20 protein-coding genes are annotated in these 26037 nt (G+C 62.9%); 7 read left to right on the top strand and 13 right to left on the bottom strand.

The genetic code is table 11. From position 1 onward, the window contains the following. The first annotated feature begins 29 nt into the window (after positions 1–29). From FLQ44_RS03400 to FLQ44_RS03410, 3 genes are all read left to right on the top strand, one after another. A complete protein-coding gene (locus FLQ44_RS03400) occupies positions 30–3521 on the top strand; it encodes an indolepyruvate ferredoxin oxidoreductase family protein (RefSeq protein ID WP_147693052.1) in 3492 nt (1163 codons plus the stop codon). A 177-nt stretch (positions 3522–3698) separates the two neighbouring features. Continuing rightward, a complete protein-coding gene (locus FLQ44_RS03405) occupies positions 3699–5318 on the top strand; it encodes an EAL domain-containing protein (protein WP_147693053.1) in 1620 nt (539 codons plus the stop codon). 40 nt (positions 5319–5358) lie between these two features. Further along, positions 5359–5823, top strand: a complete 465-nt coding sequence (locus tag FLQ44_RS03410; protein WP_147693054.1) for a GNAT family N-acetyltransferase — start codon at positions 5359–5361, stop codon at positions 5821–5823. Between the two features lie 96 nt (positions 5824–5919). Here FLQ44_RS03410 and FLQ44_RS03415 read toward each other — a convergent pair whose 3' ends face one another. The 6 genes from FLQ44_RS03415 to FLQ44_RS03440 form a co-directional block, all read right to left on the bottom strand. Further along, the gene (locus tag FLQ44_RS03415) at positions 5920–6159 is read right to left on the bottom strand and encodes a hypothetical protein (protein WP_147693055.1); all 240 of its coding nucleotides are present in this window, start codon (positions 6157–6159) and stop codon (positions 5920–5922) included. 53 nt (positions 6160–6212) lie between these two features. Continuing rightward, positions 6213–7244 carry an AbrB family transcriptional regulator gene (locus tag FLQ44_RS03420; RefSeq protein WP_147693056.1) on the bottom strand — a complete coding sequence of 344 codons (1032 nt, stop codon included), beginning with the start codon at positions 7242–7244 and terminating at the stop codon, positions 6213–6215. A 60-nt stretch (positions 7245–7304) separates the two neighbouring features. After that, entirely contained in the window at positions 7305–8810 is a 1506-nt protein-coding gene (locus tag FLQ44_RS03425; RefSeq protein WP_147693057.1) for a tripartite tricarboxylate transporter permease, read from the bottom strand. Further along, complete coding sequence (locus FLQ44_RS03430) at positions 8810–9325, bottom strand: tripartite tricarboxylate transporter TctB family protein (protein ID WP_147693058.1); 516 nt, start codon at positions 9323–9325, stop codon at positions 8810–8812. The genes FLQ44_RS03425 and FLQ44_RS03430 overlap by 1 nt, the downstream gene beginning before the upstream one ends. Before the next feature lie 3 nt (positions 9326–9328). Next, positions 9329–10282, bottom strand: coding sequence for a Bug family tripartite tricarboxylate transporter substrate binding protein (locus FLQ44_RS03435; protein WP_147693059.1), 954 nt, complete (start codon positions 10280–10282; stop codon positions 9329–9331). A gap of 66 nt (positions 10283–10348) precedes the next feature. Then, complete coding sequence (locus tag FLQ44_RS03440; protein WP_147693060.1) at positions 10349–11410, bottom strand: ABC transporter substrate-binding protein; 1062 nt, start codon at positions 11408–11410, stop codon at positions 10349–10351. A gap of 225 nt (positions 11411–11635) precedes the next feature. Between FLQ44_RS03440 and FLQ44_RS03445 the strand changes: the two genes are divergently transcribed. From FLQ44_RS03445 to FLQ44_RS03455, 3 genes are read left to right on the top strand one after another with little or no spacing between them, the layout of a single operon-like run. Beyond that, positions 11636–12304, top strand: coding sequence for a response regulator (locus FLQ44_RS03445; protein ID WP_017507669.1), 669 nt, complete (start codon positions 11636–11638; stop codon positions 12302–12304). Further along, positions 12301–13710: a sensor histidine kinase gene (locus tag FLQ44_RS03450; RefSeq protein ID WP_147693061.1), complete on the top strand. Its 1410-nt coding sequence runs from the start codon at positions 12301–12303 to the stop codon at positions 13708–13710. The genes FLQ44_RS03445 and FLQ44_RS03450 overlap by 4 nt, the downstream gene beginning before the upstream one ends. Before the next feature lie 21 nt (positions 13711–13731). After that, on the top strand, positions 13732–16893 hold the full coding sequence (locus FLQ44_RS03455) for a bifunctional diguanylate cyclase/phosphodiesterase (protein ID WP_147693062.1): 3162 nt from the start codon (positions 13732–13734) through the stop codon (positions 16891–16893). Between the two features lie 116 nt (positions 16894–17009). On the opposite strand, the gene pyrI is transcribed toward FLQ44_RS03455, so the two are convergent. From pyrI to FLQ44_RS03470, 3 genes are all read right to left on the bottom strand, one after another. Further along, positions 17010–17477 (bottom strand): aspartate carbamoyltransferase regulatory subunit, encoded by a 468-nt coding sequence (gene pyrI, locus FLQ44_RS03460; RefSeq protein ID WP_017507672.1) that lies wholly within the window; start codon positions 17475–17477, stop codon positions 17010–17012. A gap of 11 nt (positions 17478–17488) precedes the next feature. Beyond that, entirely contained in the window at positions 17489–18409 is a 921-nt protein-coding gene (gene pyrB / locus FLQ44_RS03465) for an aspartate carbamoyltransferase (protein ID WP_147693063.1), read from the bottom strand. A 763-nt stretch (positions 18410–19172) separates the two neighbouring features. Further along, positions 19173–21251: a methyl-accepting chemotaxis protein gene (locus tag FLQ44_RS03470; protein WP_147693064.1), complete on the bottom strand. Its 2079-nt coding sequence runs from the start codon at positions 21249–21251 to the stop codon at positions 19173–19175. Between the two features lie 351 nt (positions 21252–21602). On the opposite strand from FLQ44_RS03470, the gene FLQ44_RS03475 reads away from it, so the two are divergent. Next, positions 21603–22817 carry an HD-GYP domain-containing protein gene (locus FLQ44_RS03475; RefSeq protein ID WP_147693065.1) on the top strand — a complete coding sequence of 405 codons (1215 nt, stop codon included), beginning with the start codon at positions 21603–21605 and terminating at the stop codon, positions 22815–22817. Between the two features lie 74 nt (positions 22818–22891). Here the strand turns inward: FLQ44_RS03475 and FLQ44_RS03480 are convergent, their stop codons facing one another. The 4 genes from FLQ44_RS03480 to FLQ44_RS03495 form a co-directional block, all read right to left on the bottom strand. Continuing rightward, positions 22892–23827 (bottom strand): sensor domain-containing diguanylate cyclase, encoded by a 936-nt coding sequence (locus FLQ44_RS03480; protein WP_147693066.1) that lies wholly within the window; start codon positions 23825–23827, stop codon positions 22892–22894. 349 nt (positions 23828–24176) lie between these two features. Next, complete coding sequence (locus FLQ44_RS03485; RefSeq protein WP_147693067.1) at positions 24177–24521, bottom strand: nucleotide pyrophosphohydrolase; 345 nt, start codon at positions 24519–24521, stop codon at positions 24177–24179. A gap of 76 nt (positions 24522–24597) precedes the next feature. After that, on the bottom strand, positions 24598–25206 hold the full coding sequence (gene gstA / locus FLQ44_RS03490; protein WP_147693068.1) for a glutathione transferase GstA: 609 nt from the start codon (positions 25204–25206) through the stop codon (positions 24598–24600). Between the two features lie 82 nt (positions 25207–25288). Continuing rightward, positions 25289–26029, bottom strand: coding sequence for a siderophore-interacting protein (locus FLQ44_RS03495; RefSeq protein ID WP_147693069.1), 741 nt, complete (start codon positions 26027–26029; stop codon positions 25289–25291). Positions 26030–26037: the final 8 nt, after the last annotated feature.

Raw genomic sequence — 26037 nt, forward strand, 5'->3', positions numbered from 1 at the left:
GCGACAAGCACACAGATGGAGGAGACACCATGTCGATTCGCCACGTCGAACTGGAAGACAAATACACGGCACCTACCGGCCAGGTACTGCTGAACGGCATCCAGGCGCTGGTGCGCCTGCCCATGATGCAGCAAGCGCGCGACCGCGCCGCCGGGCTGAATACCGCCGGCTACGTTACCGGCTACCGCGGCTCGCCGCTGGGTAATGTGGACCAGGTGATGCAAAAGGCCAGCAAACACCTGGCCGCCAACAATGTGGTATTCCACCCCGGCCTGAACGAAGACCTGGCCGCCACCGCCGTGTGGGGCACGCAGCAGGTCACCCTGTTCGAGGGCGCCAAGTACGACGGTGTGTACTCCATGTGGTACGGCAAGGGCCCGGGCGTGGACCGCTCCGGTGATGTGATCAAGCACGGCAACGTAGCCGGCACCAGTAAGTTTGGCGGCGTGCTGCTGATCTGCGGTGACGACCACGCCGCCAAGTCGTCCACCTTCCCGCACCAGTCCGACCACATCCTGGCCGCCAGCATGATACCGGTGCTCAGCCCGTCCGGCGTGCAAGAGGTCATCGACTACGGCCTGCATGCCTGGGCCATGAGCCGTTATTCCGGCTGCTGGGTGTCGATCAAGGCCATCTCCGACACCATCGAAAGCGCCGCCGTGGTGGATATCAGCCCCGAGCGTGTGCAAACGCTGATCCCTGAAGACTTCCCGCTGCCGCCCGATGGCCTGTCCATCCGCTGGCCGGACACCCCGCTGGCGCAAGAAAAGCGTGTGCTGCACCACCGCCTGTACGCCGCGCTGGCTTACGCCCGCGTGAACAAGCTGAACCACGTGACGCTGGATTCACCCAAGGCGCGGCTGGGCATCATCACCTGTGGCAAGAGCTACCTGGACGTGATGCAGGCGCTGGACGACCTGGGCATTGACGAGCAGCTGGCCGCCGACATCGGCCTGCGCATCTTCAAGGTGGGCATGGTGTGGCCGCTGGAGCCGGAAGGCGTGCGCGAGTTTGCCCAAGGCCTGGAAGAGATCATGGTGATCGAGGAAAAACGCCAGATCATCGAATACCAGCTCAAAGAGCAGCTGTACAACTGGCGCGACGACGTGCGCCCGCGCGTGGTGGGCAAGTTTGCCGAAAAAGGCGAATGGGCGCTGCCGCACGGCGACTGGCTGCTGCCGGCCGCCGGCGAGCTGACCCCGGCCATGATCGCCCGCGCCATCGCCAAGCGCCTGGCCAACCTGTACGACAGCCCGGTGATTCACGACCGGCTGAAGTTCTACGACGACAAAGAAGCGCAGCTGGTGAAACCGCGCGAAGCCATCGCGCGCATTCCGCACTACTGCAGTGGCTGCCCGCACAACACCAGCACCAAGGTGCCGGAAGGCAGCCGCGCCGTGGCCGGTATCGGCTGCCACTACATGGCGCACTGGATCGAGGGCGACAGCACCAAGACCTTTACCCAGATGGGCGGCGAAGGCATTACCTGGCTGGGCCAGGCGCCGTTTACCAGCACCAAGCACATCTTCACCAACCTGGGTGACGGTACCTACTTCCACTCCGGCCTGCTGGCGATTCGCGCTGCGGTGGCCGGCAAGGTCAACCTTACCTACAAGATTCTGTACAACGACGCGGTAGCGATGACCGGTGGCCAGAACGTGGACGGCTACCTGGACGTGCCGATGATTACCCGCCAGGTGCACGCCGAAGGGGTTGGCCGCATCGTGATCACCAGCGACGACCCGGACAAATACCGTACCGCGCACGGCCTGAAAGAAGGCCTGGCACCGGGGGTGGAGGTGTTCCACCGCCGCGAGCTGGACCGCCTGCAAAAAGAGCTGCGCGAGCTGCCTGGCGTCACCATCCTGATTCACGACCAGACCTGTGCCGCCGAAAAACGCCGCCGCCGCAAACGCAAGGAGTTCCCCGACCCGGACCGCCGCGCCTTCATCAACGAGCGCGTGTGCGAGGGCTGCGGCGACTGCGGCAAAAAATCCGGCTGCCTGTCGGTACTGCCGGTGGAAACCCCGCTGGGCCGCAAGCGCAAGATCGACCAGAGCAGCTGCAACAAGGACTTTTCCTGCGTGGAAGGCTTCTGCCCCAGCTTTGTCTCGGTGGCCGGCGCCAGCGTGAAAAAACCGGGTGGTGCCGCCGCCAGCCTGGACAGCATGGGCGCCCTGCCGCAGCCGCAGCTGCCCGGCCTGCACGAGCCGTTCGGCATCATGGTCACTGGCGTGGGCGGCACCGGCGTAGTCACCATCGGCCAGGTGCTGGCCATGGCCGCGCACCTGGATAACAAGGGCGTGACCGTGCTGGACATGGCCGGCCTGGCGCAAAAAGGCGGCTCGGTGTGGTCGCACGTGCGCATTGCCGATAGCCAGGAAAAACTGCACGCGGTGCGCATTGCCGCCGGTGACGCCAACCTGGTGCTGGGCTGCGACCTGGTGGTCACCGCCGCCGAGGAAGCGCTGGCCAAGATGCGCGAAGGCTTCAGCCACGTGGTGGTGAACAACTACGAATCGCCCACCAGCGCCTTCCTGAAAAACCCGGATGTGCGCTTCCCGGCCAAGGCCATGAAGGACGCCATTATCGAGTCGGTAGGCAGCAGCCGCTTTGCCGAGGTCAACGCCACGCGCATTGCCACCGCCCTGATGGGCGACGCCATTGCGGCCAACATGTTCATGCTGGGCTACGCCTGGCAAAAGGGCCTGGTGCCGGTATCGCTGGACGCCATCATGAAAGCGGTAGAGCTGAACGGCGCCGCCGTGAAGTTCAACCAGCAGGCCTTTGTCTGGGGCCGCCACGCCGCGCACGACCCGGCGCGCATCGAGACCCTGGTCAGCCCGTCGGCCGTGGTGCAGTTTGTACCGCGTGACACGGTAGAAGGCGTGCTGCACCACCGCAGCAAAGAGCTGGTGGCCTACCAGGACGACAAGTTGGCCGCACGCTACAAGGCGCTGGTAGAGCAGGTCAAAGCCGCCGAAGAGCGGGTAAAACCGGGCAGCAGCGCGCTGACGCTGGCGGTAGCCCGCGCCTACTACCACGTGCTGGCTTACAAGGACGAGTACGAGGTAGCGCGCCTGTACAGCGATGGCGAGTTCCAGCGCGCGCTGCACGAGCAGTTCGACGGTGACCTCAAGCTCACCTTCCATTTCGGCGCCAGCTGGATGACCGGCCAGCAGCCGAAAAAGGTGAACCTGGGTGCGTGGGCGCTGAAGGCGCTGGGCGTGATTGCCCGCTTCAAAGGCCTGCGTGGTAGCGCGCTGGACCCGTTTGGCTGGCAGGCCGACCGCCGGCTGGAGCGCGCCATGATCGGCGAGTTCGAGGCGCTGGTGGGCCAGCTGCTGGGCGCGCTGTCTGCGGCCAACCTGGGCACCGCTAGCGAGATGGTGAAAGTGTACGAGGGGATTCGCGGCTTTGGCCATGTGAAGGAAGCCGGCCACCAGGCCGCACAAGCCAGACTGGCCGAGCTGCGCAAAGCGTTCGACACGCCGCCAGCCCACAAGGGTGCGGCGGCGTAACGGGCATTGTTTGAGGGTGTTTAACGGGCCGCAAGGCCCGTTTTTTTATGCCTAGCCCACGCGGTGCGGCGTATCAGCCGGCATCAATGCTGTTGTGCTGTTTGTAAGCTGAAAGAAAGAATTAATGAAAAAATGAGAAATTAGTAAGTCATTCCGTAATACAGGCGTTGCCAGCCGATGAACCGTGTCAGAAAGCATATCGGTGTGTTTGCCACCAGCTACGGTATCGCCAGCGGCGTGCTGGCAGCCTTGCTGTGCCTGTTGCTGGCCATGCTGCTGTTTGTGGTGGTAGAAAGCCGCAAGCTGTTCGCCACCCACCAGCGGCTGGCGACCCAGATCAGCGGTATTACCCGCGAGCAGGAAGACATGCTGGCCGGCCTCAACCGCCTGGTGATCCCGGTATGTGACGACGCTACCCTGGTGCGGCTGCGCACCCAGATCTTTGCCAGCCGCCATATCCGCGATGTCGGCATTTTCGACCAGCAAAACCGGCTGGTGTGCACCAGCAGCGAAGGCCTGCTGGCGTCCCCCCTGTTACCGCTTAGCCCTGCCCTGCGCGAAATCCGCAACGGGGTAGATCAGTCCATCTGGTTCAACGCGCCTATCCTGCTGGGGCAGTGGCGCTACCGGGCCATGGTCATGCAGCAGGGCCGCTTTAATGTGGTGGTGAACCAGGACAGCCTGTCGGCCTTGTTGCGCGATGTGGACGTACTGGGGCTGCAGCTGGCCGATGCGCTGCCGGGGCGTGTCTTTGTCAGCGGCAGGCTCACCCCGTACTGGTCGCGCTACTTTGACGAACAGACCGCGCTGAAACGGCCACTGAAAGGCTTTGACTGGACAGCCCAGGCCCTGGTGCGTACCGACTACATTCCGGGCACGCCGTGGGTGGTGCAGTCCTACCTTACCCTGCCGGAGATCCTGCAGCGCCAGGGTTTGATCCTGCTGCTGGTGGCCGTGGCGGCCTCGCTGATCGGCTTGCTGGTTACCGGTTTCATTACCCCCATCCTGGCCAGGCAAAAGCATATTGGTGCCCGTATCCGCAACCTGCTGGAAGAAGGCTGCGTGCAGTGCTACTACCAGCCGATTGTGGCGCTGACTACGCGGCGCTGGGTGGGGTGCGAGGTGCTGATGCGCATCCGCGATGGTGACGAGCTGATTTCCCCGCTGCTGGCGCTGCCGGAAATCGAAAAGCAGGGCCTGGGCTGGGTGCTGGATAGCTTTGTGCTGCAGCAAAGCCTGCGCGAGCTGGCACAGGCGCTGCCACCCACCAGTGGTTTCAAGGTGGCGGTGAACCTGTTTCCCGATAATATCCAGTTCCGCCGCCTGGACGCGCTGATTTCCCCGCTACAGGCCATGCTGCGCCGGCCCGACCTGCAGCTGGGGCTGGAAATCGTGGAGCAAAGCTACGACGACACCGTGGTGCACGAGATCGCCGCCCTGCGCCAGGCCGGCTACCAGGTGTCGGTAGACGACTTTGGTACCGGCTACTCCAACCTGGGCCGCGTCAAGCGCATGGCGCCGGACGTACTGAAGATAGACCGCTCTTTTGTGTTCGAAATGGAAGACCTGTCGCTGCGCTCCAGCCTGATACCGGAAATCGTCAGTATTGCCCGCGCCATCGGCTCCAGCTTGGTAGCCGAGGGCATAGAAAACGAGCTGCAAGCCGAGCAGCTGGCCAGCATGGGGGTAGAGTACGGCCAGGGCTACCTGTTTGCCCGGCCCTTGCCCGTTGACGCCTTTGCTGAGGCCTTCGCCGCCCAGCTGCGCTGGCAGCAGGGTACCGTTCATGGGGGCTAAGTGGTATTAATAAGGTTTGCCCTAGCCACAGCGAGCCGCCATGCCTGCCGATATTCTGGTCAAGCTCTATCAGCTGCCACCCTGCCCTGCCGTACCCGACGGCGTCGTATTGCGCCACCCTCTGCCACACGAGCGTAGCGCTATGCGCATGTGGATAAGCCGTGAGTTTTCTGATGGCTGGGCCGATGAATTCGATACGGCATTTCGCAGTATGCCGCCTACCGCCTGGGTATTGCAGCGGGGTGGCGAGCTACTGGGTTTTGCCTGCTATGACGTGACTGCGCGGGGATTTTTCGGGCCGACAGGGGTAAAGAAAAGCCAGCAAGGTCAAGGGTTTGGTCGTATTTTGTTGCTGACCAGCCTGCATGCGCTACATCAGCGTGGCTACGCTTACGCCATTATCGGCAGTGCCGGGCCGATAGACTTTTACCTGAGCCAGCTGCCGGCCATGCTGATACCCGATAGCCACCCCGGTATTTATCCACAGCCTGTTGATAAGTGCTGAACGCCAGGCGTGGCGTGCACTAGGTGGCAGGCATCATACTGATGCGGCCAACGTGCCGCCATGGCGCTGACTTACACCAAACCAGCTTGATACCAATCAGGCCACGCGTACGCCAGGAAACAGGCTGAGCCGCCGTGCGTCGTCCACGGCCTGTTCCATATCGCTGGTTTCCTGTTGCCATACCCACACCTTGTGCAACGGGTCGAAGGTTTCTACCAGCCACAGCTTTTTGCCGGTGCCCAGTGCCACCAGGCGGGCGCGGGCGGGCTGCTGGTAGTTAAAGATAACGGCGTCGCTGGTAACAGGGGCGGCAGGTTTGGCAAACAGGGTACGCATGGTGGTGTCCGTAATGGGGTATGCCGGGTTTTAGTGCAAATGCCATGCCAGCTTCAGCATTTTGCTGGCTGCGGCACCAGGTAGCGCGACAGCGGCTCGGCCAGCAGCAGTACCATCACCAGCCGGCATAGCTGGAAAGCGATGATGGTGGGTACATCCAGCCCCATGGCGCGGGCGGTCAGGCACATTTCGGTAATGCCACCCGGAGCCATGGCCAGCATGGCCAGTGCTGGCGGCAAACCCGCCCCCATAGACAGCAGGCAGGCGCCGGCTACCGCCAGCAGCAGCAATAGCGCCAGGCTAGCCAGAAAGGCGACAAGAAAGCGCGGTGCGGCCAACATCTGCTGCCGGTCGAAACGCACGCCCAATGCAATGCCGATCAGCAGCTGTGCCAGCTCTACCCAGCCGCCCGGCAGGCTGCCGCTTACCGTACTGCTGCTGGCCAGCAGCAGGCTGATGGTGAGCGGGCCGATAAACCACGGGTTGGGTATGCGCCGCCATTGCAGCAGTGCACCCAGTGCCAGCGCAGGCAGCAGCCACGGCAAGGCGCTGCTGCCCAGTGGTGCAAGCGTGGTGGCAAACGGTGCAGCGCTGTGCCCGAACAGGGCAAAAGCGCCGGGGTACAGCAGCACCACAATCAGCACGCGCAGGCTTTGGCCTAGCACGATCCATTCGCTTTTTGCCCCGCGACGGCTACCGATAGCGGTCATTTCCGACGCCCCGCCAGGCAGCGACACCAGCCAGGCGGTTAGCGGGTCCAGCCCGGGGCATAGCCGCCGTAGCAGCTGCATGGCCAGCCATGCCAGCAAGAAGGCAAACGCTACGGCTATGGCTACCCAGGGTGCCAGCGTCACCGTGCGTAGCAGCGCGGTGTGGCTGAAGGTCAGGCCCAGCGCCAAGCCGACGATGGCCTGGCCCAGCTCGCGGCTATGGCGGATGCTGGCCAGCGGCAGGCCCAGCAGGCGGCCGCCCAGCATGGCCAGTAGCGGCCCCAGCAGCCAGGGCAGCGGGCCACCGGCGGCGTGCCAAAAAAAAACGCCAGCTAGACTGATGACGAGTCCACTGGCGTGTGAGAAGTACAACATCGCTTGTACCGGGAGTACGGGGTGAGCGGCCGCTTCTGACGGCGGCCATCAACAGGCGGGTCAGGCTGCTTGCAGCATTTTCTGGCGGCGCTTCATCAGCGGCGGCACGATCAGGATGGCGGCGGTCACAATCAGGATGGCCAGCGAGATCGGGTGGGTCAGGAATACGGTCAGGTCGCCCTGGTGGATGGACATGGCGCGGCGGAAGTGTTTTTCTGCCATCGGCCCCACGATCAGGCCCACGACCAGCGGCACTACCGGGAAGTCGAAGCGGCGCATCATGAAGCCCAGTACACCAATGATGTACAGCAGCATCAGGTCGAACCAGCTCTGGCGCAGTGCGTAGGCGCCCATGGTGGCCAGTACCACAATGCCACCGTACAGCAGCGGGCGCGGTACTTTCAGGAACTGTACCCACAGGCCTACCAGCGGCAGATTCAGCACCAGCAGCATCACGTTGCCGATGTACAGCGAGGCGATCAGGCCCCACACCAGCTCGGGGTTGGTATCAAACAGCAGCGGGCCGGGCACGATGTTGTACTGCTGGAAGGCAGACAGCATGATGGCTGCGGTGGCCGAGGTGGGGATACCCAGCGTCAGCAGCGGTACCAGGGTGCCGGTGACGGCGGCGTTGTTGGCCGCTTCCGGGCCGGCTACGCCTTCGATGGCGCCTTTGCCGAACTGTTTCTGTGTTTCCGGGTTAGCCAGCTTGCGCTCGGCCGAGTACGACAGGAAGGTCGGCATTTCGGTGCCGCCTGCCGGCAGGGTGCCAAACGGGAAGCCGATGGCGGTACCGCGCAGCCACGGTTTCCACGAACGTTTCCAGTCGTCTTTGCTCATCCAGAAACTGCCTTTGAGCGACTCGATACGGCCGGCGATCTTGTTTTCGTAGGTGGCGGTGTACAGCGTTTCGCCGATGGCAAACAGGCCCATGGCCACCACCACGATGTCGATACCGTCGATCAGCGGCATCAGGCCAAAGGTAAAGCGGCTCTGGCCAGACTGCGACTCGATACCGATCAGGCCCATGGACAGGCCCAGCAGCAGGGCGATAAAGCCTTTCAGCGGCGAGTTACCCAGTACGGCCGACACGGCAGCGAAGGTGAGCATCATCAGGGCAAAGGTTTCTACCGGGCCCAGCTGCAGGGCAAAGCCGGCAATCACCGGGGCCAGCAGGGTGAGCAGCACGGTGGCAATGCTGCCGGCCACAAACGAACCGATGGCGGCGGTAGACAGCGCCGGGCCGGCCCGGCCGGCTTTGGCCATCTTGTTGCCTTCCAGTGCCGATACGATGGAGCCGGCTTCGCCCGGGGTATTCAGCAGGATGGAGGTGGTAGAGCCGCCAAACATGGCGCCGTAGTACACGCCGGCCAGCATGATCAGCGCGCCGGTTGGGTCTACGCTTTGCGTTACCGGCAGCAGCAGGGCCACGGTGACGGCCGGGCCCACGCCCGGCAGCACGCCAATAGCCGTACCCAGCGTACAGCCCAGCAGCGCCCATAGCAGGTTGGCCGGGGTCAGTGCGGTAGCAAAGCCCAGACTGAACAGGGCATTCAACGATTCCATTACAGTACTCCCCCCGGGATCAGCGCCGGCAGGTTAAGGCCCAGCGTCTTGAACAGGTGAAACAGGCCCAGGGCCAGAACAAAAGACAACACCAGGTCCAGTGTGGGGCGGCGGGTGTCCAGTGCACGACAAATACCAAAGCACAGCAGGGTGCCAGCCAGGGTGAAACCCACCAGGCCAATCAGTGCCATATGGGCAATGAGGCTGCCACTGGCGATGGCAAACATGCGCCAGTCGGCGTCGCCACGGGCAAATTCGTCTTCGGCTTCTACTTCTGCCGCGTCGTTCTCGCCGTCGCTGAGAATGGTATCCGGCCCGTTACTGTGGCGACGCTGCATCAGCAACGCGCCACCGGCAACGATCAGACCGGTTACCACCAGCGAAGGAAAGAAGCGCGGCCCGATGCCGGCATAGCCGGCATCGTTCGGGATGTCCTGCAGCTGCCAGGCCATGAACAGGCCCAGCAGGATGATCCCGAAGGCGAGCCATTGCTCGCCGGATACGCGCTTGATCATGGCTTAGTTACCCAGCTTCAGTTTCTTGACAGTCACGGCGGTACGCTTGATGTCTTCGTTCAGGAAAGCTGTGAAGCTGTCGCCGCTTTGCAGCATGTCCAGCCACTCGAATTTCTCGGCTTTGGCTTTCCAGGCCGGGGCTTTTACCGCGGTTTCCACCATCTTGATCAGCTGGGCTTTTTGCGCAGCATTGATGCCTGGGGGCGCAAACACACCGCGCCAGTTGTAGACCACCACGTCGGTACCCTGCTCGCGGATAGTCGGCACCGGGATATCCGGGTTACGGGTAGCGGCGGAAATGCCCAGCGCACGCACCTTGCCAGCCTTGATCAGGTCGGCCAGCTCGCCGTAGCCGCTGATGTAGGCAGCAATCTGGTTACCCAGCACGGCAGCCTTGCCCTCGCCACCACCGGCAAACGGGATGTAGTTCAGCTTGTCCGGGTCCACGCCGGCTTTTTCGGACATCAGGCTGGCCATGATGTGGTCAATGCCACCAGCCGAGCCGCCACCGATGCTCACGGCACCCGGGTTGGCTTTGTAGGCAGCCATCAGGTCCTTGATGGATTTGTACGGCGAGGCGGTCGGCACCACGATCACGTTGAACTCGCCCATCAGGCGGGAAATCGGCGTCACCATGCCGAAGTTCACTGGCGATTTGTTGGTTTCCAGCGCGCCCACAGTCACGGCACCGGCTACCAGCAGGGCGTTAGGGTTGCCCTTTTCGTTGTTCACGAACTGCGCCATGCCGATGGCACCACCGGCACCGGCCTTGTTTTCTACGACCACGCTTTTTACCTGGCCCGACGCTTGCAGCGCTTCGCCCAGAGTACGGGCGATGGTGTCAAAGCCGCCGCCCGGGTTGGCCGGCGCCATGATCTTGAATTGTTCAACTTGTGCCTGTGCGGCCATCGGTGCCAGGGCTACCAGGCAGGAAACCAGCAGGGTTTTCAATTTCATGAGTCTCTCCAGTGTTGTGGTACAGCGAGTAATACGTCCTCGGGGCGGGACGATGTTTAACGTTATTCAGTGTGTAGGGCGCGTTGCCGCCGGCAGCTGCTCGCGCCAGCGTTTCAGGAACAGGCTCTTTTTGGCCGTATCCAGATACACCAGCAGCCCGCTACCCACCTGAATCGGCCGCAGGTTGGCCGCATTGCGTTTCAGGTCGATATGGCCCAGCTGCCGTGGCAGGTCTTCCCGTATGGGCGGCAGCCCGCTGCCCTGCGACAGCACACGCTGGCCGTCGCGCGACAGGACAAAATCCGTCCATAGCTTGGCCGCTGCCGTATGGCGGGCGGCCTTGTGTATCAGCATCAGCCGGGTCACCACCAGCGCATAGTCTTGTGGCAATACCCAGCGCACCTGGGGCTGGTGGCGGGTAAAACTCACCGCGTACGGCCCCAGCACGTTATAGGCAATATCCGCCTCGCCTTGCGACAGCCGGCGCAGCAGGGTCAGGCTGTTGCCTTCCTGAAAGCGCACGCTGCGGCCCAGCGCGGCGGCCAGGTCCCAGAACTCGGCGTTATGCCGCGAGTCCTGGCTAAAAAACAGGTAGCCCGCGCCAGATGCTTCCACGTCGTAAGTGGCCACCCGCAGCTGGCCGGGCTGCGCCCGCAGCATGCGGCGCAGATCGGCATGCGTATGCGGCATATGGGCCACCCGCTGGCTGTGGTAGGCAAACACCACCGGCTCGAAAGTGGTGCCGTACACTTCGTCCCGCCACGAGGCCCAGTCGGGCAACGCGTCTTTTTGCGGCGAGCGGTAGCGCAGGGCGTAGCCGTCGTTCACCAGCTTGATCTGCAGATCCATGGCCGAGCTCCACAGGATGTCGCCGCTGGCGGCGTTATTGCCCAGCGCGCGGCGGTAGATATCGGCGCTGTTCAGCTCGTGGTACTGCACGCGGATAAACGGGTAACGCTGCTGAAAGGCTTGTAACAGCGGGGCCACTTGCTCACGGTCTATGGTGGCGTGCACCAACAGGGTGCCCTCGCGCCGTGCCGATTCGGTCAGCCCGCTTTGCATGCCATTGCCCGCCAGCAACAGCGGGCTGGTGGCCAGGCAAAGCCAGGTGAGCAGAAAACGGCGCATTCACAACTCCTTACAGTTGCACCAAGTCTAGGCAGCGCTAGCTTTCATTTCCCTTTCACTGTCTGACAGCCGGGCAGCCGTGGTGCAAGAAAGCCGCAATCTGCCCCTGACAGGTGCTTGGCAGGCTGCTATCGGGTGATACGATGAAAAGACAACACAGCAATAAATGCGGCCAAGCCCGGCCCGGTACCGCGGGCAGGGCCACAGCCATAGACAGAGAGCACGATGAGACTGCTGCTAGTAGAAGATAACCACGACATTGCCACCTGGCTGCAAAAGGCGCTGAGCGCTGCCGGCCATGCGGTGGATATTGCGCCGGATGGCGTGCAGGCCGACCAGCTGCTGGCTTACGAGCCTTATTCGCTGGTGATTCTGGACATCGGCCTGCCGCGCATGGACGGCTTCGAGGTGCTCAAGCGCCTGCGCCGCCGTGGCAACCGCGTGCCGGTACTGGTGCTCACCGCGCAGTCCGGCATCGACGCCCGCGTGCACGGCCTGGACCTGGGCGCCGACGACTACCTGGGCAAGCCGTTCGAGCTGGCCGAGCTGGAAGCGCGCGTGCGCGCCCTGCTGCGCCGCGCCCAGGGCAGCGAAGGCGGTGTGCTGCAGTGTGGCGAGCTGGCCTTCGAGCCGGCGCACAAGCGTTTTACCGTCTGCGGCCAACCTTTGGCGCTCACCCCGCGCGAGATGGCTGTACTAGAGGTGCTGCTATACCGCCAGGGCAAGCCGGTAAGCAAAGAGGTGCTGGCCGACCAGATCGTGCGGCTGGACCAGGACCTGAGCCCGGACGCCATGGAAATCTACGTGCACCGCCTGCGCAAGAAGCTGGCCGGTAGCGGCGTGGCCATCCTGACCCTGCGCGGGCTGGGTTATATGCTGGACGTGGCCAAATGACGCTCTCGCTGCGGCGCCAGCTGGTGCAATGGGTGGTGATCCCGCTGATACCGCTGGCGGCCGCCACCGCCTGGCTGGCGCAGGACAACGCGCGCGAGGCGGCCAACGCTGCCTTCGACCGCACCCTGCAAGCCTCGGCCCGCAGCATTGCCGAGCGCATCGTGGTGCAGGACGGCGAGCTGGTGGTGGATATCCCGGTGGCGGCGCTGGAAATGTTCGACCCGCATTTCCAGGACCGCGTGTTTTACCGCATCGGCTTTGCTGGCGGCTCCACCATTACCGGCGACGCCGACCTGCCGCTGCCCGCCACCCTGCCCGGCGCCGGCGAGCTGCGCTTTTACGATGCCAGCTTTCGCGAGGAAGCCATCCGCAGCGTGGCGCTGGCGGTGCCGCTGTACTACGCCGGCAGCCAGCGCTTGCTGCTGGTGCAGGTAGGTGAAACCACGCTGTCGCGCGCCTCGCTGGCCCGGCGGCTGTTTACCGAATCGCTGGCGCAGCAATGGCTGATCGGCGCCGTGGCGGCGTTGTTGGTGGCCATTGGCATCAACCGCGCCCTGCGCCCGCTGGGCCGCCTGCGTAGCACGCTGAAAGCTCGCGCCGGCGACCCCTCGCTACAGCTGGATGTCGGCAGCGTGCAAAAAGAGCTGCAGCCGCTGGTGATGGCACTGAACACGGCGCTGTCCGAGCTGGAAAACCAGCTGTCCATCCGCCAGCGCTTTATTGCCGACGCCGCCCACCAGCTGCGCACGCCGCTTACCCTGCTGAAAACCCAGGCCGAATACACACAGCGCCAGCCCGACCCCGCCGAGCAGCAAGCCGGCCTGGCCGCGCTGGTGCACTCTACCGACCAGGTGATTCGCCTGGCCAACCAGCTGCTGGCGCTGTCGCGTGCCGAGCCCGGCCCGGCGCAGCACGAAACGCGCGAGCTGGATGTGGCCGAGCTGGCACGCGAAGTGACCATGGACTTTGTCATGGTGGCGCTGGATAAGGCGCTGGACCTGGGCTACGAGGGCGACGACAGCGCCCTGCTGTGCGGCCAACCTTTGTTGCTGCGCGAAATGCTGTCCAACCTGATCGACAACGCCGTGCGCTATACCCCGGCCGGTGGCGAAATCACGGTATCCGCCTGGCAGCGCGGCAGTGCTGTCGAGCTGGTCATCAGCGACAGCGGCCCGGGTATCCCGCCAGAAGAACAATCGCTGGTGTTCGAGCGCTTTTACCGTGGCCAGCAGGCCGGGGGCGATGGCTGTGGCCTGGGCCTGGCCATCGTGCGGGAAATCGTGCGCGGCCATGCCGGGCACATCACGCTGGAGTCTGGCAGCGTTGGCGGTTTGCGCATCGTCATCACCTTGCCACGCCAGCCGCCGCCGCTAGCGGGGGACGCGTTACACTCCGGGCTGGATTGACTCACGGAACACCTTTACACCATGACCCTGCGCCCACGACACCTGCTTGCCACCCTGCCCTTGCTGGCACGCCCCGGCCTGGCAGCAGAGGCCGGCGCGCACTTGCCGGGGCCATGGCTGCTTAGCGCCGCGCTGGCGGTACTGGCGGGGGGGCTGCTGTGGCTGGCCGGGCGCCGCCACCGCCATGCCCAGGCCCTGCAGGCCCAGCACCGGCGCATGCAAAACCAGCAGGCCACCTTGTTGCAAAGCCTGGGGGAAGGCGTATGGGGCTCGGATATGGACGGGTGCTGCATCTTTGTCAACGACGCAGCCCTGGCCATGCTGGGCTATACCCGCCACGAGCTGGCGCACCGCAGCGCCCACGAGCTGGTACACCACCATTACCCGGACGGCCGCCCCTACCCCGTGGCCGACTGCCCGGTAACGCAAACCATGCAAGACGGCCAGCCGCGCTCGTGTGACGAGTACCTGATCTGCAAGGACGGCAGCTTCCTGCCGGTCTGGCTCACGGTTACGGCGCTGTGCGAGGACGGCCGGCAAACCGGCGTGGTGACCACCTTCAAGAATATCCGCGCCCAGAAAGCCGCCACCCAGCAGATACACCGCCTGAACCAGGCCTACGCGGCGCTATCGTTTACCAACCAGACCATTGTGCGCGAGCAAGACCCGCAGCGCCTGTTCGAGCGTATCTGCGAGATTGCCGTGCAGCACGGCGGCCAGCGCATGGCGTGGATAGGCCGGCACGATGCCGACGGGCAATACCTGCAGCCGCTGGCGGTGTACGGCAGCGGTGCCGACTATCTGGACGAAATCACTGTCTGGACGCGGCCGGATAAAACCGAAAGCCACGGTGCCGCCTCGCGCGCGGTGATCGAGCAGCAGCCGGTGGTGATCCCCAGCTTTCGCGAGCTGGCGCGCCAGGTGCTGGCCGGGCAGTCGGCACTGGCCGAGCAATGGGTGCAGCGTATCGAGCGTTTTGGCTGGGGTGCTACCGCGGCCTTTCCTATTCGCCACGCTGGCGACGCGCAGCTGGTGCTGGCGGTGTACTACGGTGCCGATTTCGAGTTTGACCAGCAGCTGGTAGAGCTATTCAGCGAAATGGCCAGCGATATCGGCTACGCGCTGGACCGCATCGCCATGCAAGAGGAGCAGGTGCGCAGCCGGCGGCTGGAAGATGCCCGTGCCTTTTTGCTGGAATGCATGAACAGCGACCCGCCGCTGGCGCAAGGCCTGCAGCGGGTGGCCAGCTATCTGCAAACCCTGCTGCAGCGCCGCTGCACCTTCCGCCTGCCAGGCGATACCGCCCCGCCACCGGCCGGCTGTGTATGCCTGCCTGTCCCCGCGCTGGATGGCCATGTGCTGGCCGAGCTGTATGTCGAGGGCCTGGCCGACGAGCCACTGGCCCCCCACGACGAGCACCTGTTACACAGCATGCGCCACCTGGTGGCTCTGGCCATCGAGCGCAAGCAGGCCGTGACGCACCTGCAGTTGGCCGCCAGCGTGTTCAGCCACTCTAGCGAAGGCATCATGCTCACCACGCCGCAAGGGCTGATCGTGGAGGTGAACCCGGCGTTTTCGCGCATTACCGGCTACCCGCGTGAAGAAGTGCTGGGCCATAACCCCAGCATGCTGTCATCCGGCCGGCAGGAGGCAGGCTTTTACCAGGACATGTGGCAAACCCTGCGCCAGCAGGGCTTGTGGCAAGGCGAGATCTGGAACCGCCGCCGCGATGGCACCTGCTACCCCGAGCTGCTGACCATTTCCGCCGTCTACGACAGCAGCGGCCAACTAAGCCATTACCTGGGCGTGTTTTCCGATATCTCCTTGCTGAAACAGCAAGAAGCCCGCCTGCAAAAAATGGCCTATTACGACGCCCTAACCGAGCTGCCCAACCGCGTACTGCTGGCCGACCGCATGCAGCAGGCACTGGCGCACACGCGGCGCAGCCAGCGCCTGCTGGGCGTGTGCTACCTGGACCTGGATGGTTTCAAGCCGGTCAACGACCGCTACGGCCACCAGATGGGCGACCAGGTGCTGGTGGCGCTGGCCGAGCGTTTGCGCCAGCTGGTACGCGGCGGCGATACCGTGGCGCGGCTGGGCGGGGACGAGTTCGTGATCCTGCTGACCGAGCTGGCCAGCCCGGCGCAATGCGAGCACGCACTGCAAAGCCTGCTGCACGAAATCGCCCGCCCGCTACAGCTGGGCGAGCTGCAGCTGCAGCTGCAGCTCACCGCCAGCATCGGCGCCACGCTGTTTCCCTACGACGACTGCGACGCCGATACCCTGCTACGCCACGCCGACCAGGCCATGTACCAGGCCAAGCAAGACGGCCGGCACCGCTATCAGCTATTCGACAGCCAGCAGGCCCGCCAGCAGCGTAACCACAGCGAGCAGCAAGCCCGTGTGGGCGATGCCCTGGCTGCGGGCGAGCTATGCCTGTACTACCAGCCCAAGGTAAACATGCAGGATGGCCGCATGGTGGGGGCCGAGGCGCTGCTGCGCTGGCAGCACCCGGTGTTGGGCCTGCTGTTGCCCGCGGCCTTTTTGCCCCAGATCGAAGACAGCCCGCTCATTAGCCGTGTCGGGCAATGGGTGATCGACACCGCGCTGGCCCAGCTGGCCGTGTGGCAGCGCGACGGCCTGCAGCTGACCGTGAGCGTGAATGTGGCGGCCAGCCAGCTGCAGCAGCCCGACTTTGTCAGCCAGCTGGCGCAGAGCCTGGCGCGCTACCCGGCGCTGTCACCGCAGCATCTGGAGCTGGAGATTCTGGAAAGTGCGGCCCTGCACGATATGGGCCAGGTATCGGACGTGATGCAGGCCTGCCAGGCCTTGGGCGTGAGCTTTGCGCTGGATGACTTTGGTACCGGCTATTCCTCGCTGACCTACTGCAAACGCTTGCCGGCATCACTGCTGAAAATCGACCAGTCGTTTGTGCGCGATATGCTGGAAAACAGCGAAGACCGCGCCATCGTGGCTGGGGTCATCAGCCTGGCGCGCGCCTTTGGCCGTGATGTGATTGCCGAAGGCGTGGAAACCATCGCCCACGCGCACGCGCTGCGCAGCCTGGGCTGCCAGCTGGGCCAGGGCTACGGCATTGCCCGGCCCATGCCCGCCGAGGCACTGCCCGGCTGGGTGGCCGCGTGGCCGGCATCGGCGCTATGCCACGCCATGCTGCAAAGCTGAATGGCACCAGGTTGGCCGCAAAACAAAACGCCACTGCCGGCAGGCAGTGGCGTTCGTCATATTGTCAGCGCTATCGCATCGTGGCGTAGCTGCTTGTCTATTTCCCTCTGTACGACTTAGCGCACGGCGACAACAATATCCTTGCTGAACACCTTTTCGCAATACTTGCACTTCATTTTGGTGTCATGTTCGGTCACGCGCACGCTGAAATGGCTCTGTACCGGCTCCACATGCGACACGCAGTTGGAGTTGGGGCAGGCAAACAGGTCGGTCACTTCGGCCGGTATCGCCAGCTTCTGCTTGCGTACCACCTCGAAGTTTTCGATCACGCTGACGGTGCACTTGGGCGCCAGCAGCGCCAGCTCATTGGCCTGGCCTTCGGTGAGTACCAGGTTTTCCACCTTGATCAGGTCTTTGTTGCCCATGTGGCCGCTGGACAGGTTCAGCCCCACGGTCACGCGCTCGCCGTAGCTGGTTAGCTCGAACAGGTCCAGAATGCGCAGGCCCAGGCCGGCAGGGATATGGTCGATCACGGTGCCGTTTTTCAGCGCCTCGACATTACGGGCGTAGACTTTTTCGCTCATGGTTTTTCCTTTCACACCGTTTCGTTCAGTACCAGCGACAGCAGCGCCTGGCGGGCGTACACGCCGTTTTTCGCCTGCTCGAAATAGTAGGCGTGCGGGGTGGCGTCCACGTCGGTGGCGATTTCATCCACGCGCGGCAGCGGGTGCAGGATCTTCATATTGGGGCGGGCGTTGCGCAGCATGTCGGCGCGTAGCACGAACTGGCCTTGTATTTTCTGGTATTCCGCCTCGTCGAAGCGCTCGCGCTGTACGCGGGTCATGTACAGGATATCGATGTGCGGGATCACTTCTTCGATGGTGCTGGCAATGGTGTAGCTGATGCCGCGCTCGTCCAGCTCTTCGCACAGGTAGTCCGGCATGGCCAGCGCCTCGGGGCCGACAAAGTAGAACTTGGCGCCGAACAGCGACAGCGCCTGCGCCAGCGAGTGCACGGTGCGGCCGTATTTCAGGTCGCCGACAAAGGCCACGGTCAGGTTATCCAGCCGGCCCTGGGTTTCGCGCAGGGTAAACAGGTCCAGCAGGGTTTGCGACGGGTGCTGGTTGGCCCCGTCGCCGCCGTTGATGATGGGTACGGCGGAGAATTCGCTGGCCACGCGGGCGGCGCCCTCTTTCGGGTGGCGCATCACGATGGCATCGGTGTAGCTGCTGATAATGCGCACGGTGTCGGCCAGGGTTTCACCCTTTTTGGTGGAGGTGCTGGCCGCGTCGGAGAAGCCGATTACGGTACCGCCCAGGCGCTGCACGGCGGTTTCGAACGACAGGCGGGTGCGGGTAGACGGCTCGAAAAAGCAGGTGGCGATCAGGCGGCCCTGCAGCAGGTCGGCGCGCGGCTTGGCTTTCAGGCGCGCGGCGGTTTCTACCACCAGCTCCATTTCAGCCCGGCTGAAGTCCGGGATAGAGATAATGTGCTTGCGATAAAGCGGGTTGGGCATGGCGGGTCGCTCCGGCAGATGACAAAAACAAGGCTGAAAAAAAAGCCCCTGAGCAATCAGGAGCTTTTTTTACAAAAACGGTCGGGCCCGGCAGCATGTCGATCACGGCCGGCAACGGCAACGCCTTGCGCCAGGGCGACAAAAGCGGCAGTGCGTGGGCGGGAAGGAATCATGGTGCGGCTCGCGAACAAAACTGCGGGATTATACGAAATATGGTGTGGCCTGGGTAGGGGCTAGCCTGCTATCAGGCGCCATGCCAGCAAGACGAAACCCGATGCCAGCCATGGGCGCCAGCGTGGGCCCAAGCAATTGCGCTGGTGCGCCGAGCAGTAATAGCAGTAGCCCTTGGCCGTGGACTGCTACGGTGGCGGGTACCGCTTGCCATTGCGGCCAACCATAGCGGGTAATGCGCTGTCGTTTTGAAAAACACATTCATCTACCGAATCCGCTACGCGGATGATGTTTGAAGATGCCGGTTCCGCCCGGCAGACGGGAAAGGGGGCGGATTGCCGCCCCCTTTTCATTCCCCCGCAACCCGGGGCTGCTCGAAACCCCGGCCAAAATGGCACGCCCCAGGCGCCGCCGAACTCGCCCCTCGCTAACGGCCCGGGGCTCAAACAAATCGGCGTCTTAAAACCTGGGGCGCACCATTTTGCCCGGCTCGCGCCAACGGGACCGAGAGATCGACTGGCCTTTCAGCGGCTGATCAGGTTGTATGCGCCCATTCAGTGCTGTCCTGTGGCTTTCGATCCCGAGTCTGCCCTTACAGCCGGAAATTGCTCACCAGCCGTTCCAGGTTGCCAGACAGCTCGCGCAGCTGTTCTACCTCGCTGCGTACCTCGCGCGCGATATCGCTGTTGGTGTGCGCCATATTGCTGATGCGCTCCACGTTCTGCGCGATCTCGGTGGTGGCGCTGGACTGCTCACGGGTGGACGAGGCAATGTCGCCAATCGACATCACCAGCGTGTGGCTCTTTTCCTGCACCGTTTGCATGGCCTGGTTGGCCGCATGGGCAATGTCCACGCTCACCGCTACCAGGTCGCGGCTGTGCTTCACGTCGGCCACCGCGTCGTTGGTTTCGCTGCCAATGGCGTTGACGATGCGGCTGATCTGCACGGTGGCTTCGGCGGTGCGCCCGGCCAGGTTGCGTACCTCGTCGGCTACTACGGCAAAGCCCCTGCCCTGCTCGCCGGCCCGGGCGGCTTCGATGGCGGCGTTCAGCGCCAGCAGGTTGGTCTGGTCGGCAATGTCCTTGATCACGTTGACGATGGTGTTGACCTCTTGCGAGCGCTCGCCCAGCGCGCCCATGCGGTCGGCCAGCGCCTGCATGCTGCTGGTCATGCGCTGGATTTCGTCGGTGACCTGACCCACGGTGGCCACGCTCTTCTCGGTAAGCTGGCCGGTTTCACGCACGATGCCTTCGGCGTCGCTGGCGGAGTTGGCAATGTGCTGCACGCTGACGGTGACCTCTTCCACACCGGCGGCGGTGGCGCTGGCGGCGTCGGACTGCTGCGCCGAGGCCTGTTCTACCTTGATGGCGCTGTCGGCCAGCTGCCCGGCGCTGCGGCTCACGGCCAGGCTCTGCTCACGCACGTCGATGAACATCTCGCGCAGGCTGTCGATAAAGCGGTTGAAGGCGTCGGCGGTGTGGCCGATTTCGTCACGGTTGCTGACATGGATGCGTACGGTCAGGTCGCCTTTGCCGCTAGCCAGCTGCTCCATGGTGTTGGCCAGGGTGTTCAGCGGGCGGGTCAGTGCGCGCACCACGGCGGCCAGTACCAGCAGGATGATGACCAGCGCCACAATGCCGATCACGATGGCCATATTGCGCTGGCTCACCGCTGACTCGGTAATGGCTGCGGTGGGGATGGATACGCCCGCCGCCCAGTACTGGCCGGTTTCGCCTACCTTGATCGGGTAAAAGAAGTGGGTGAAACCGCTGTCTTCATAAACGAAGCTTTCGCCTTTCTTGATCTTGTCGACGTTGGCCGCCAGCGGGTCTTCCTTGGCCAGCGGTTTACCTACCAGCGCGGCATCGGGGTTCACCACGTACAGGCCACCTTCGGACACCATGCGCACAAAGCCGGTGTCGTACAGCTTTACGCTGCCATACTTTTTCTGCAGGGTATCCAGTGCCAGGTCGGCTGCGGCTACGCCCAGAAATTTGCCGCTGGCGTCCTTGATGGCCACGGCCAGCGAGCTTTCCAGTACCTGTTTGCCCTGTACTTCGTAAAAGAACGGCTCGGTAATGGTGTCGCGACCACGGGTTTTCGGCACGTAGTAGAAGTCACCCCAGCCTGGCTTGTCGTAGTCGGGTACGTATTCGGTGAGTTTGTCTTTCCATTCCGGGAATTTTTCTACCCGGTCTTTGGACATCATCACGTCTTGTGCCGCTTTACCATCACCGCCCCGCGTCATATAGGGGCTGTAGCGCCCGGACGGGTCGTGCCGTGGCCAGTCCAGACGGAAGGCATCGTCTTTGCCGTCCAGCGCATTGGGCTCGTACAGCATCCACATGCCGATGATTTGCGGCTCGGCATCCAGCACGCTAAGAATGGTGTTATCGATGACTTTGCGGTCTACCACACCGGCACGTTGCATGCCGGCTACCGCATCCGCCAGGTGTTTGGGCGTGGCAAAGCCGCGGCTCAGGTCACCCGTTACGGCATCGGCAAAGCGCCCGGCTTGTTCGGACGCCAGCTGGTAGCCCTGGTTCTTGGCCGAGTCGTAGCTTTGCTTGGCAATCAGGCCGATCATGCTGCTGAAACCTACCGCTATCGCCACCCCGGCGACCAGGATAATGCGGTTGCCCAGATGTCCCCACTTGGCTGTTTTTCCCATATTGCATTCCTTGTACTGAGTCAGGGCCGTGCTTGGCTTGAAGAATAGAAGCCCACCATAGGTATTTCTACGTATTCTTTTAGAAACACATTACGCTCGACCGCTACTGTTGAATAGAAAATGATCAACACTGCGCGAGGCTAGCCGGGCAATGCACATGAAATACAACAGGCTTAACCGGTATGCGTGCCCAGCAGTTTGGTCTGCGGCATAAATGGGGCTTGGCATTCTGTACTGAAGGCTTCGATAATGAACTGCTGCAATACAGGTATCCGTTTGCTTTTAATGCCTGTAGCCTTGGCGTTCCGTTTGGTGCACCGCCTCACTCTTTATATAGCTGCCAGTAATTAAATGATTAAGTGTATAGATGCCTCAGATCTGAAAGTTGGCATGTTCGTGCATGACCTGAACTGCGACTGGGCTGCTCACCCGTTTTTTCGCAAGAGTTTCTTGCTGAAACAGGATAGCGAGATAGCCAAGATTATCGAGGCCGGCATCCATGAGGTGTATATCGACACCCAGAAGGGGCTGGACGTTCGGTACGCCCGTACCGAGCAGGAGGTGAAGGAAACCCTGCAGCAGGAAATGATCGAGATTGCCAGCAAGGAGCCTTCGCCCATCATCCAGGTTTCGTTTGCTGACGAAATGGGCCGCGCAGCACGCATCAAGACACAGGCGCAGACACTGGTTAAAACGGTGATGCAGGATGTGCGTCTGGGTAAGGCGGTGGAGCTGGAGCAGGTGGACCCGATGATCGAGTCCATTACCGAGTCGGTACTGCGTAACGGCGGCGCGCTCACTACCCTGCTGCGTATCAAAAACAAGGATGACTACACCTTTTTGCACTCGGTTAGTGTCGGTACGCTGATGATTGCCTTTTGCCGCTCGGTAGGGATGGACCGCGAAGCCATTCGCCAGGCGGGCCTGGGCGGCCTGTTGCACGATACCGGCAAGGCGCTGGTGCCGGACGAGATCCTGAACAAGCCCGGCCGGCTGACCGACGAGGAGTTTGATGTCATCCGCCGCCACCCCGGCGACGGCCACGCCATTTTGCTGAAGACGCACGGTATTGGCGAGATTCCGCTGGACATCACCTTGCATCACCACGAACGGGTGGATGGCAGCGGCTATCCGCACAAGCTGCCGGGCGAGCAAATCACCACCATGGCCAAAATGGCCGCTATCGTGGACGTGTACGACGCCATTACGGCCGACCGTTGCTACCATAAGGGCATGTCGGCCACCGATGGCCTGCGCAAGCTGTACGAGTGGAGCAAATACCATTTCGACCCCAAGCTGGTGCAGGCTTTCATGCGCTGTGTGGGGATCTACCCGGTGGGGACGTTGGTGTTGCTGGAGTCTGGCAAGCTGGGTGTGGTGGTAGAGCAGAACGAAGGTAACTTGCTGCAGCCTACGGTAAAAACGTTTTTCAGTACCAAGAGCGGCGTTTACCTGAACCCCGAGCTGGTGAACCTGGCCAAACCACTGGGCTTTGGCGGGGGCGACAAGATTGTCAGCCATGAAGACCCGGCAAAATGGAAGGTGAACCCGCTGCGCTTCTTGTAGTAGCGCGGTGGCGTTTGCCAAGACAATGCGGCCAACCTTGCTAACAAGGTTGGCCGCATTGTCTTGTGGGCGGGTTAAAGCCTGACCAGCTCGCGGTCGTTACCGCCACGGCGTTTGGCGCGGTACATGGCGCTATCGGCCTGGGTCAGGATATCGCGTGGCATCACGCTGCCGCTGGTAAACAGGGTAATGCCTACCGAAGCGCTGACGCTATTGGGCAGGCTCAGCCCGTCTACCGGGCTGGACAGCGTGGCGATGATTTTGCTGGCGACGGCGCGGGCACCGCTTTCATTGGTGCTTTCCAGCAGCACGGCAAATTCGTCACCGCCCACGCGGATCAGCAGGTCGCTGGTGCGTACGACACCGCGCAGGCGCGCGGCCATGGTAGACAGCACGCGGTCGCCAATGACATGGCCGTGTACGTCGTTAATCGCTTTGAAACGATCCAGGTCCAGAAACAGCAAGGCACACAATCGGGATGCGGTGTCTTTGGCCAGGTTGTCCAGCTTCAGCTCAAGGTAACGACGGTTGGCCAGGCCGGTAAGCGAGTCGCGGTGGGCCAGCTCGGTCAGGTGGCCTTGCAGCAGCTGCAGGCGCTGGGCTTCCTGGCGGCGGGTGGTGACATCGTGGTGCGTTTCCAGCAGGCCATCCAGCTCGCCTTGCGCATTGAATAGCGGCGCTAGGGTAATTTCAAAAAAGCGTTGCTGGCCAAAGCTGTCGGTACAGGTTTGTTCGGTGGTGACCGGTTTGCGCCATTCGATAACCTGCTGGCGCGGGCAGGGTTTGTCGTCGTTGCAGGGGTGGCTGCTACCGTGGATATACTGGTGGCACGGGCCGTGTTTTGGCTCGCCATACTGCCGGCGTGCTTCGGCATTGGCGTATTCCACGCTATGGTCTGGCCGGAACAGCATGACGGGGTGAGGCAGTAAATCCAGGATTTGCTGCAGTCGTGCGGCGTCCGGGTTGGCGTGGCCGGTTGGCGGGGTAAGCCAGTGGTCAGATAGCGTCATGTCCGCTCAAGTGGCTGTCTACAAAAAGAAATAGGTTAACAGTTGCTTGAAATCGTCATGACTTGTGTTTTAAATTAAATGACAATTAGCAATTTTATGCTAATAAGCAAAGCTACACTTCTATAAAAAAGGCTTATCAATAGATCAGCCTTTTGTCATTTATGCAACACTGTTATTTATCCACCCGATACTGGGCGAAGCGTCACGGTTATCCCATGCCAGGGCGTGCTCCGGGTGGTGTGCCGGCATGGCCCGCTGCTGAAACGCAGCCGCACCCGTTATGTGCAGAATGCACCCCCGTTGTGATCGCGGTCGGGGTGCCATGCTGCCAGCTTGGCTACTTGCTGGTTTAGCCCAGCGTGCGGCTACTGTCTGCCGGGTACTTGCGGGCGTTCTTTTGCAGCTTGTCGGCCACGGCGGCGTTCAGGTCTACGCCGGTCACATCGGCCAGTCGTACCAGGTACATCAGCACGTCGGCCAGCTCTTCCTGCAGGTGAGTGTACTCGGCCGGGTTGGCCGCAAGATTGGCGGCCTCGGCATCGGTTTTCCACTGAAAGATCTCGGCCAGCTCGCCGACTTCGCCGGTCAGCGCCAGCATCAGGTTGCGCGGGGTGTGAAACGGCTGCCAGTGGCGGGCGGCGGCAAACTCGCGCTGGGCGGCGATCAGGCCGTCTACGTTCACAAGGTGGGTCATGTGGTGTCCTTTATCGGGCGGGTACAAGGCAAAACGCCCTGCACAGGCAGGGCGTGGGGCAGGCAGACAAAGCCGCTTACAGCAGGCCTTCTTCCTTCATGGCCTGTTGCACGGCCGGGCGCGCAAAGATGCGGGCGCTGAAGGCCTGCAGTGCCGGCCAGCTGTCCAGGTTGCGGCCAACGTATTTGGCCCACGACAAACACACAAACAGGTAGCCGTCGGCCACGGTGTAGTGGCTGCCCAGCAGGTAGTCTTGCTGGCCCAGCGTGGTGTTGAGCGCCTCAAAGCGCGTGGTCAGGCGCTGCCAGGCGGCGTCTTTTACCGCCTCGTCCTGGCTGTGAAACAGCGGGGAGAAGCCTTTGTGCACTTCGGTGGAAATGAAGTTCAGCGCTTCTTGCAGGCGGTAGCGCGCCAGCGTGCCGTTGGCCGGGGCCAGGTTTTTTTCGGGGGCCTGGTCGGCAATGTACTGCACCAGCGCCGGGCCTTCGGTGAGGATCTCGCCGTTATCCAGCTGCAGTGCCGGCACGTAGCCTTTGCTGTTGATGGCGCGGAAGTCGGCGCCGCTTTCGGTGAGGCGTGGCTCGGCGTGCAGGTTCACTTTTTCGAACTGGTACGGCAGGCCGCTCTCGGCCAGGGCAATGTGCGGGGACAGCGAGCAGGCACCAGGGGAGTAGTACAGTTTCATTTTGTATCCTCAACGAAGGGGGCGCGCTACCGGCCGTAGCGGCCGGCGCACTACCCCATCATGGTGATGGCAGCGGCCGATTTCAAGCCTCGTCCATCTCGACGTGGCGCAGGTCGTGGTATTCGTGCTCGGCCAGCCCTTGTTTCCAGTAGCCCACCAGCCGCGTGCGGGCACGGCTGCTGCGGCCGGCGGCGATGAAGTGTTCGCGGAGGGCTTTTACCACGCCGGACTCGGCCGCGGCCCACAGGTAGGCATCTTGCCACTGGCTGGCGGGCAGCGCCGCCAGCGCCGGTAGCAGCGCGTCTACAGCGGGGTTCACTACCCATTGCACGGTAATACCGGCCGGGTGTTGCAGCGCGATGATCTCGTCGTCGGCGGGTACCGCCAGCAGCGCGTGGCCGTGGGTGTCGGCGGGCAGGCTTTCCAGCAGCGCGCTGGCCGCAGGCAGTGCGCACAGGTCGGCCAGCAGCAGTAGCTGTTTCTCGCCGGCCAGGTCCAGCGGTGCGCGCGGGCCCATTACCGACAGCGTATCGCCGGGCTGGGCGTGGCGCGCCCAGTGCGAGGCGGCACCGTCCGGCTCGTGCAGCAGGAAGTCGATGTCCAGCTCCAGCGCATCGCGGCGGAAGTGGCGCACGGTATAGGCGCGCGAGGTGCGGCCACCGTCCGGCTGAGGAAAATACAGTTTGATGTTGGGGCCGTTTTCCACGTGAAACACGGCCAGGTCCGGGCAGCTTACCGTGATGCGGCGCATGCGCGGTGTTAGCTGGGTGATGCGTACCACGCGGGTATCGAAGTGGTACTGGCGGTCGGTGGGGCGGCTCATGGTGGGTT

It is taken from the genome of Vogesella mureinivorans, from assembly GCF_007644035.1.
Lineage (GTDB): Bacteria > Pseudomonadota > Gammaproteobacteria > Burkholderiales > Chromobacteriaceae > Vogesella > Vogesella mureinivorans.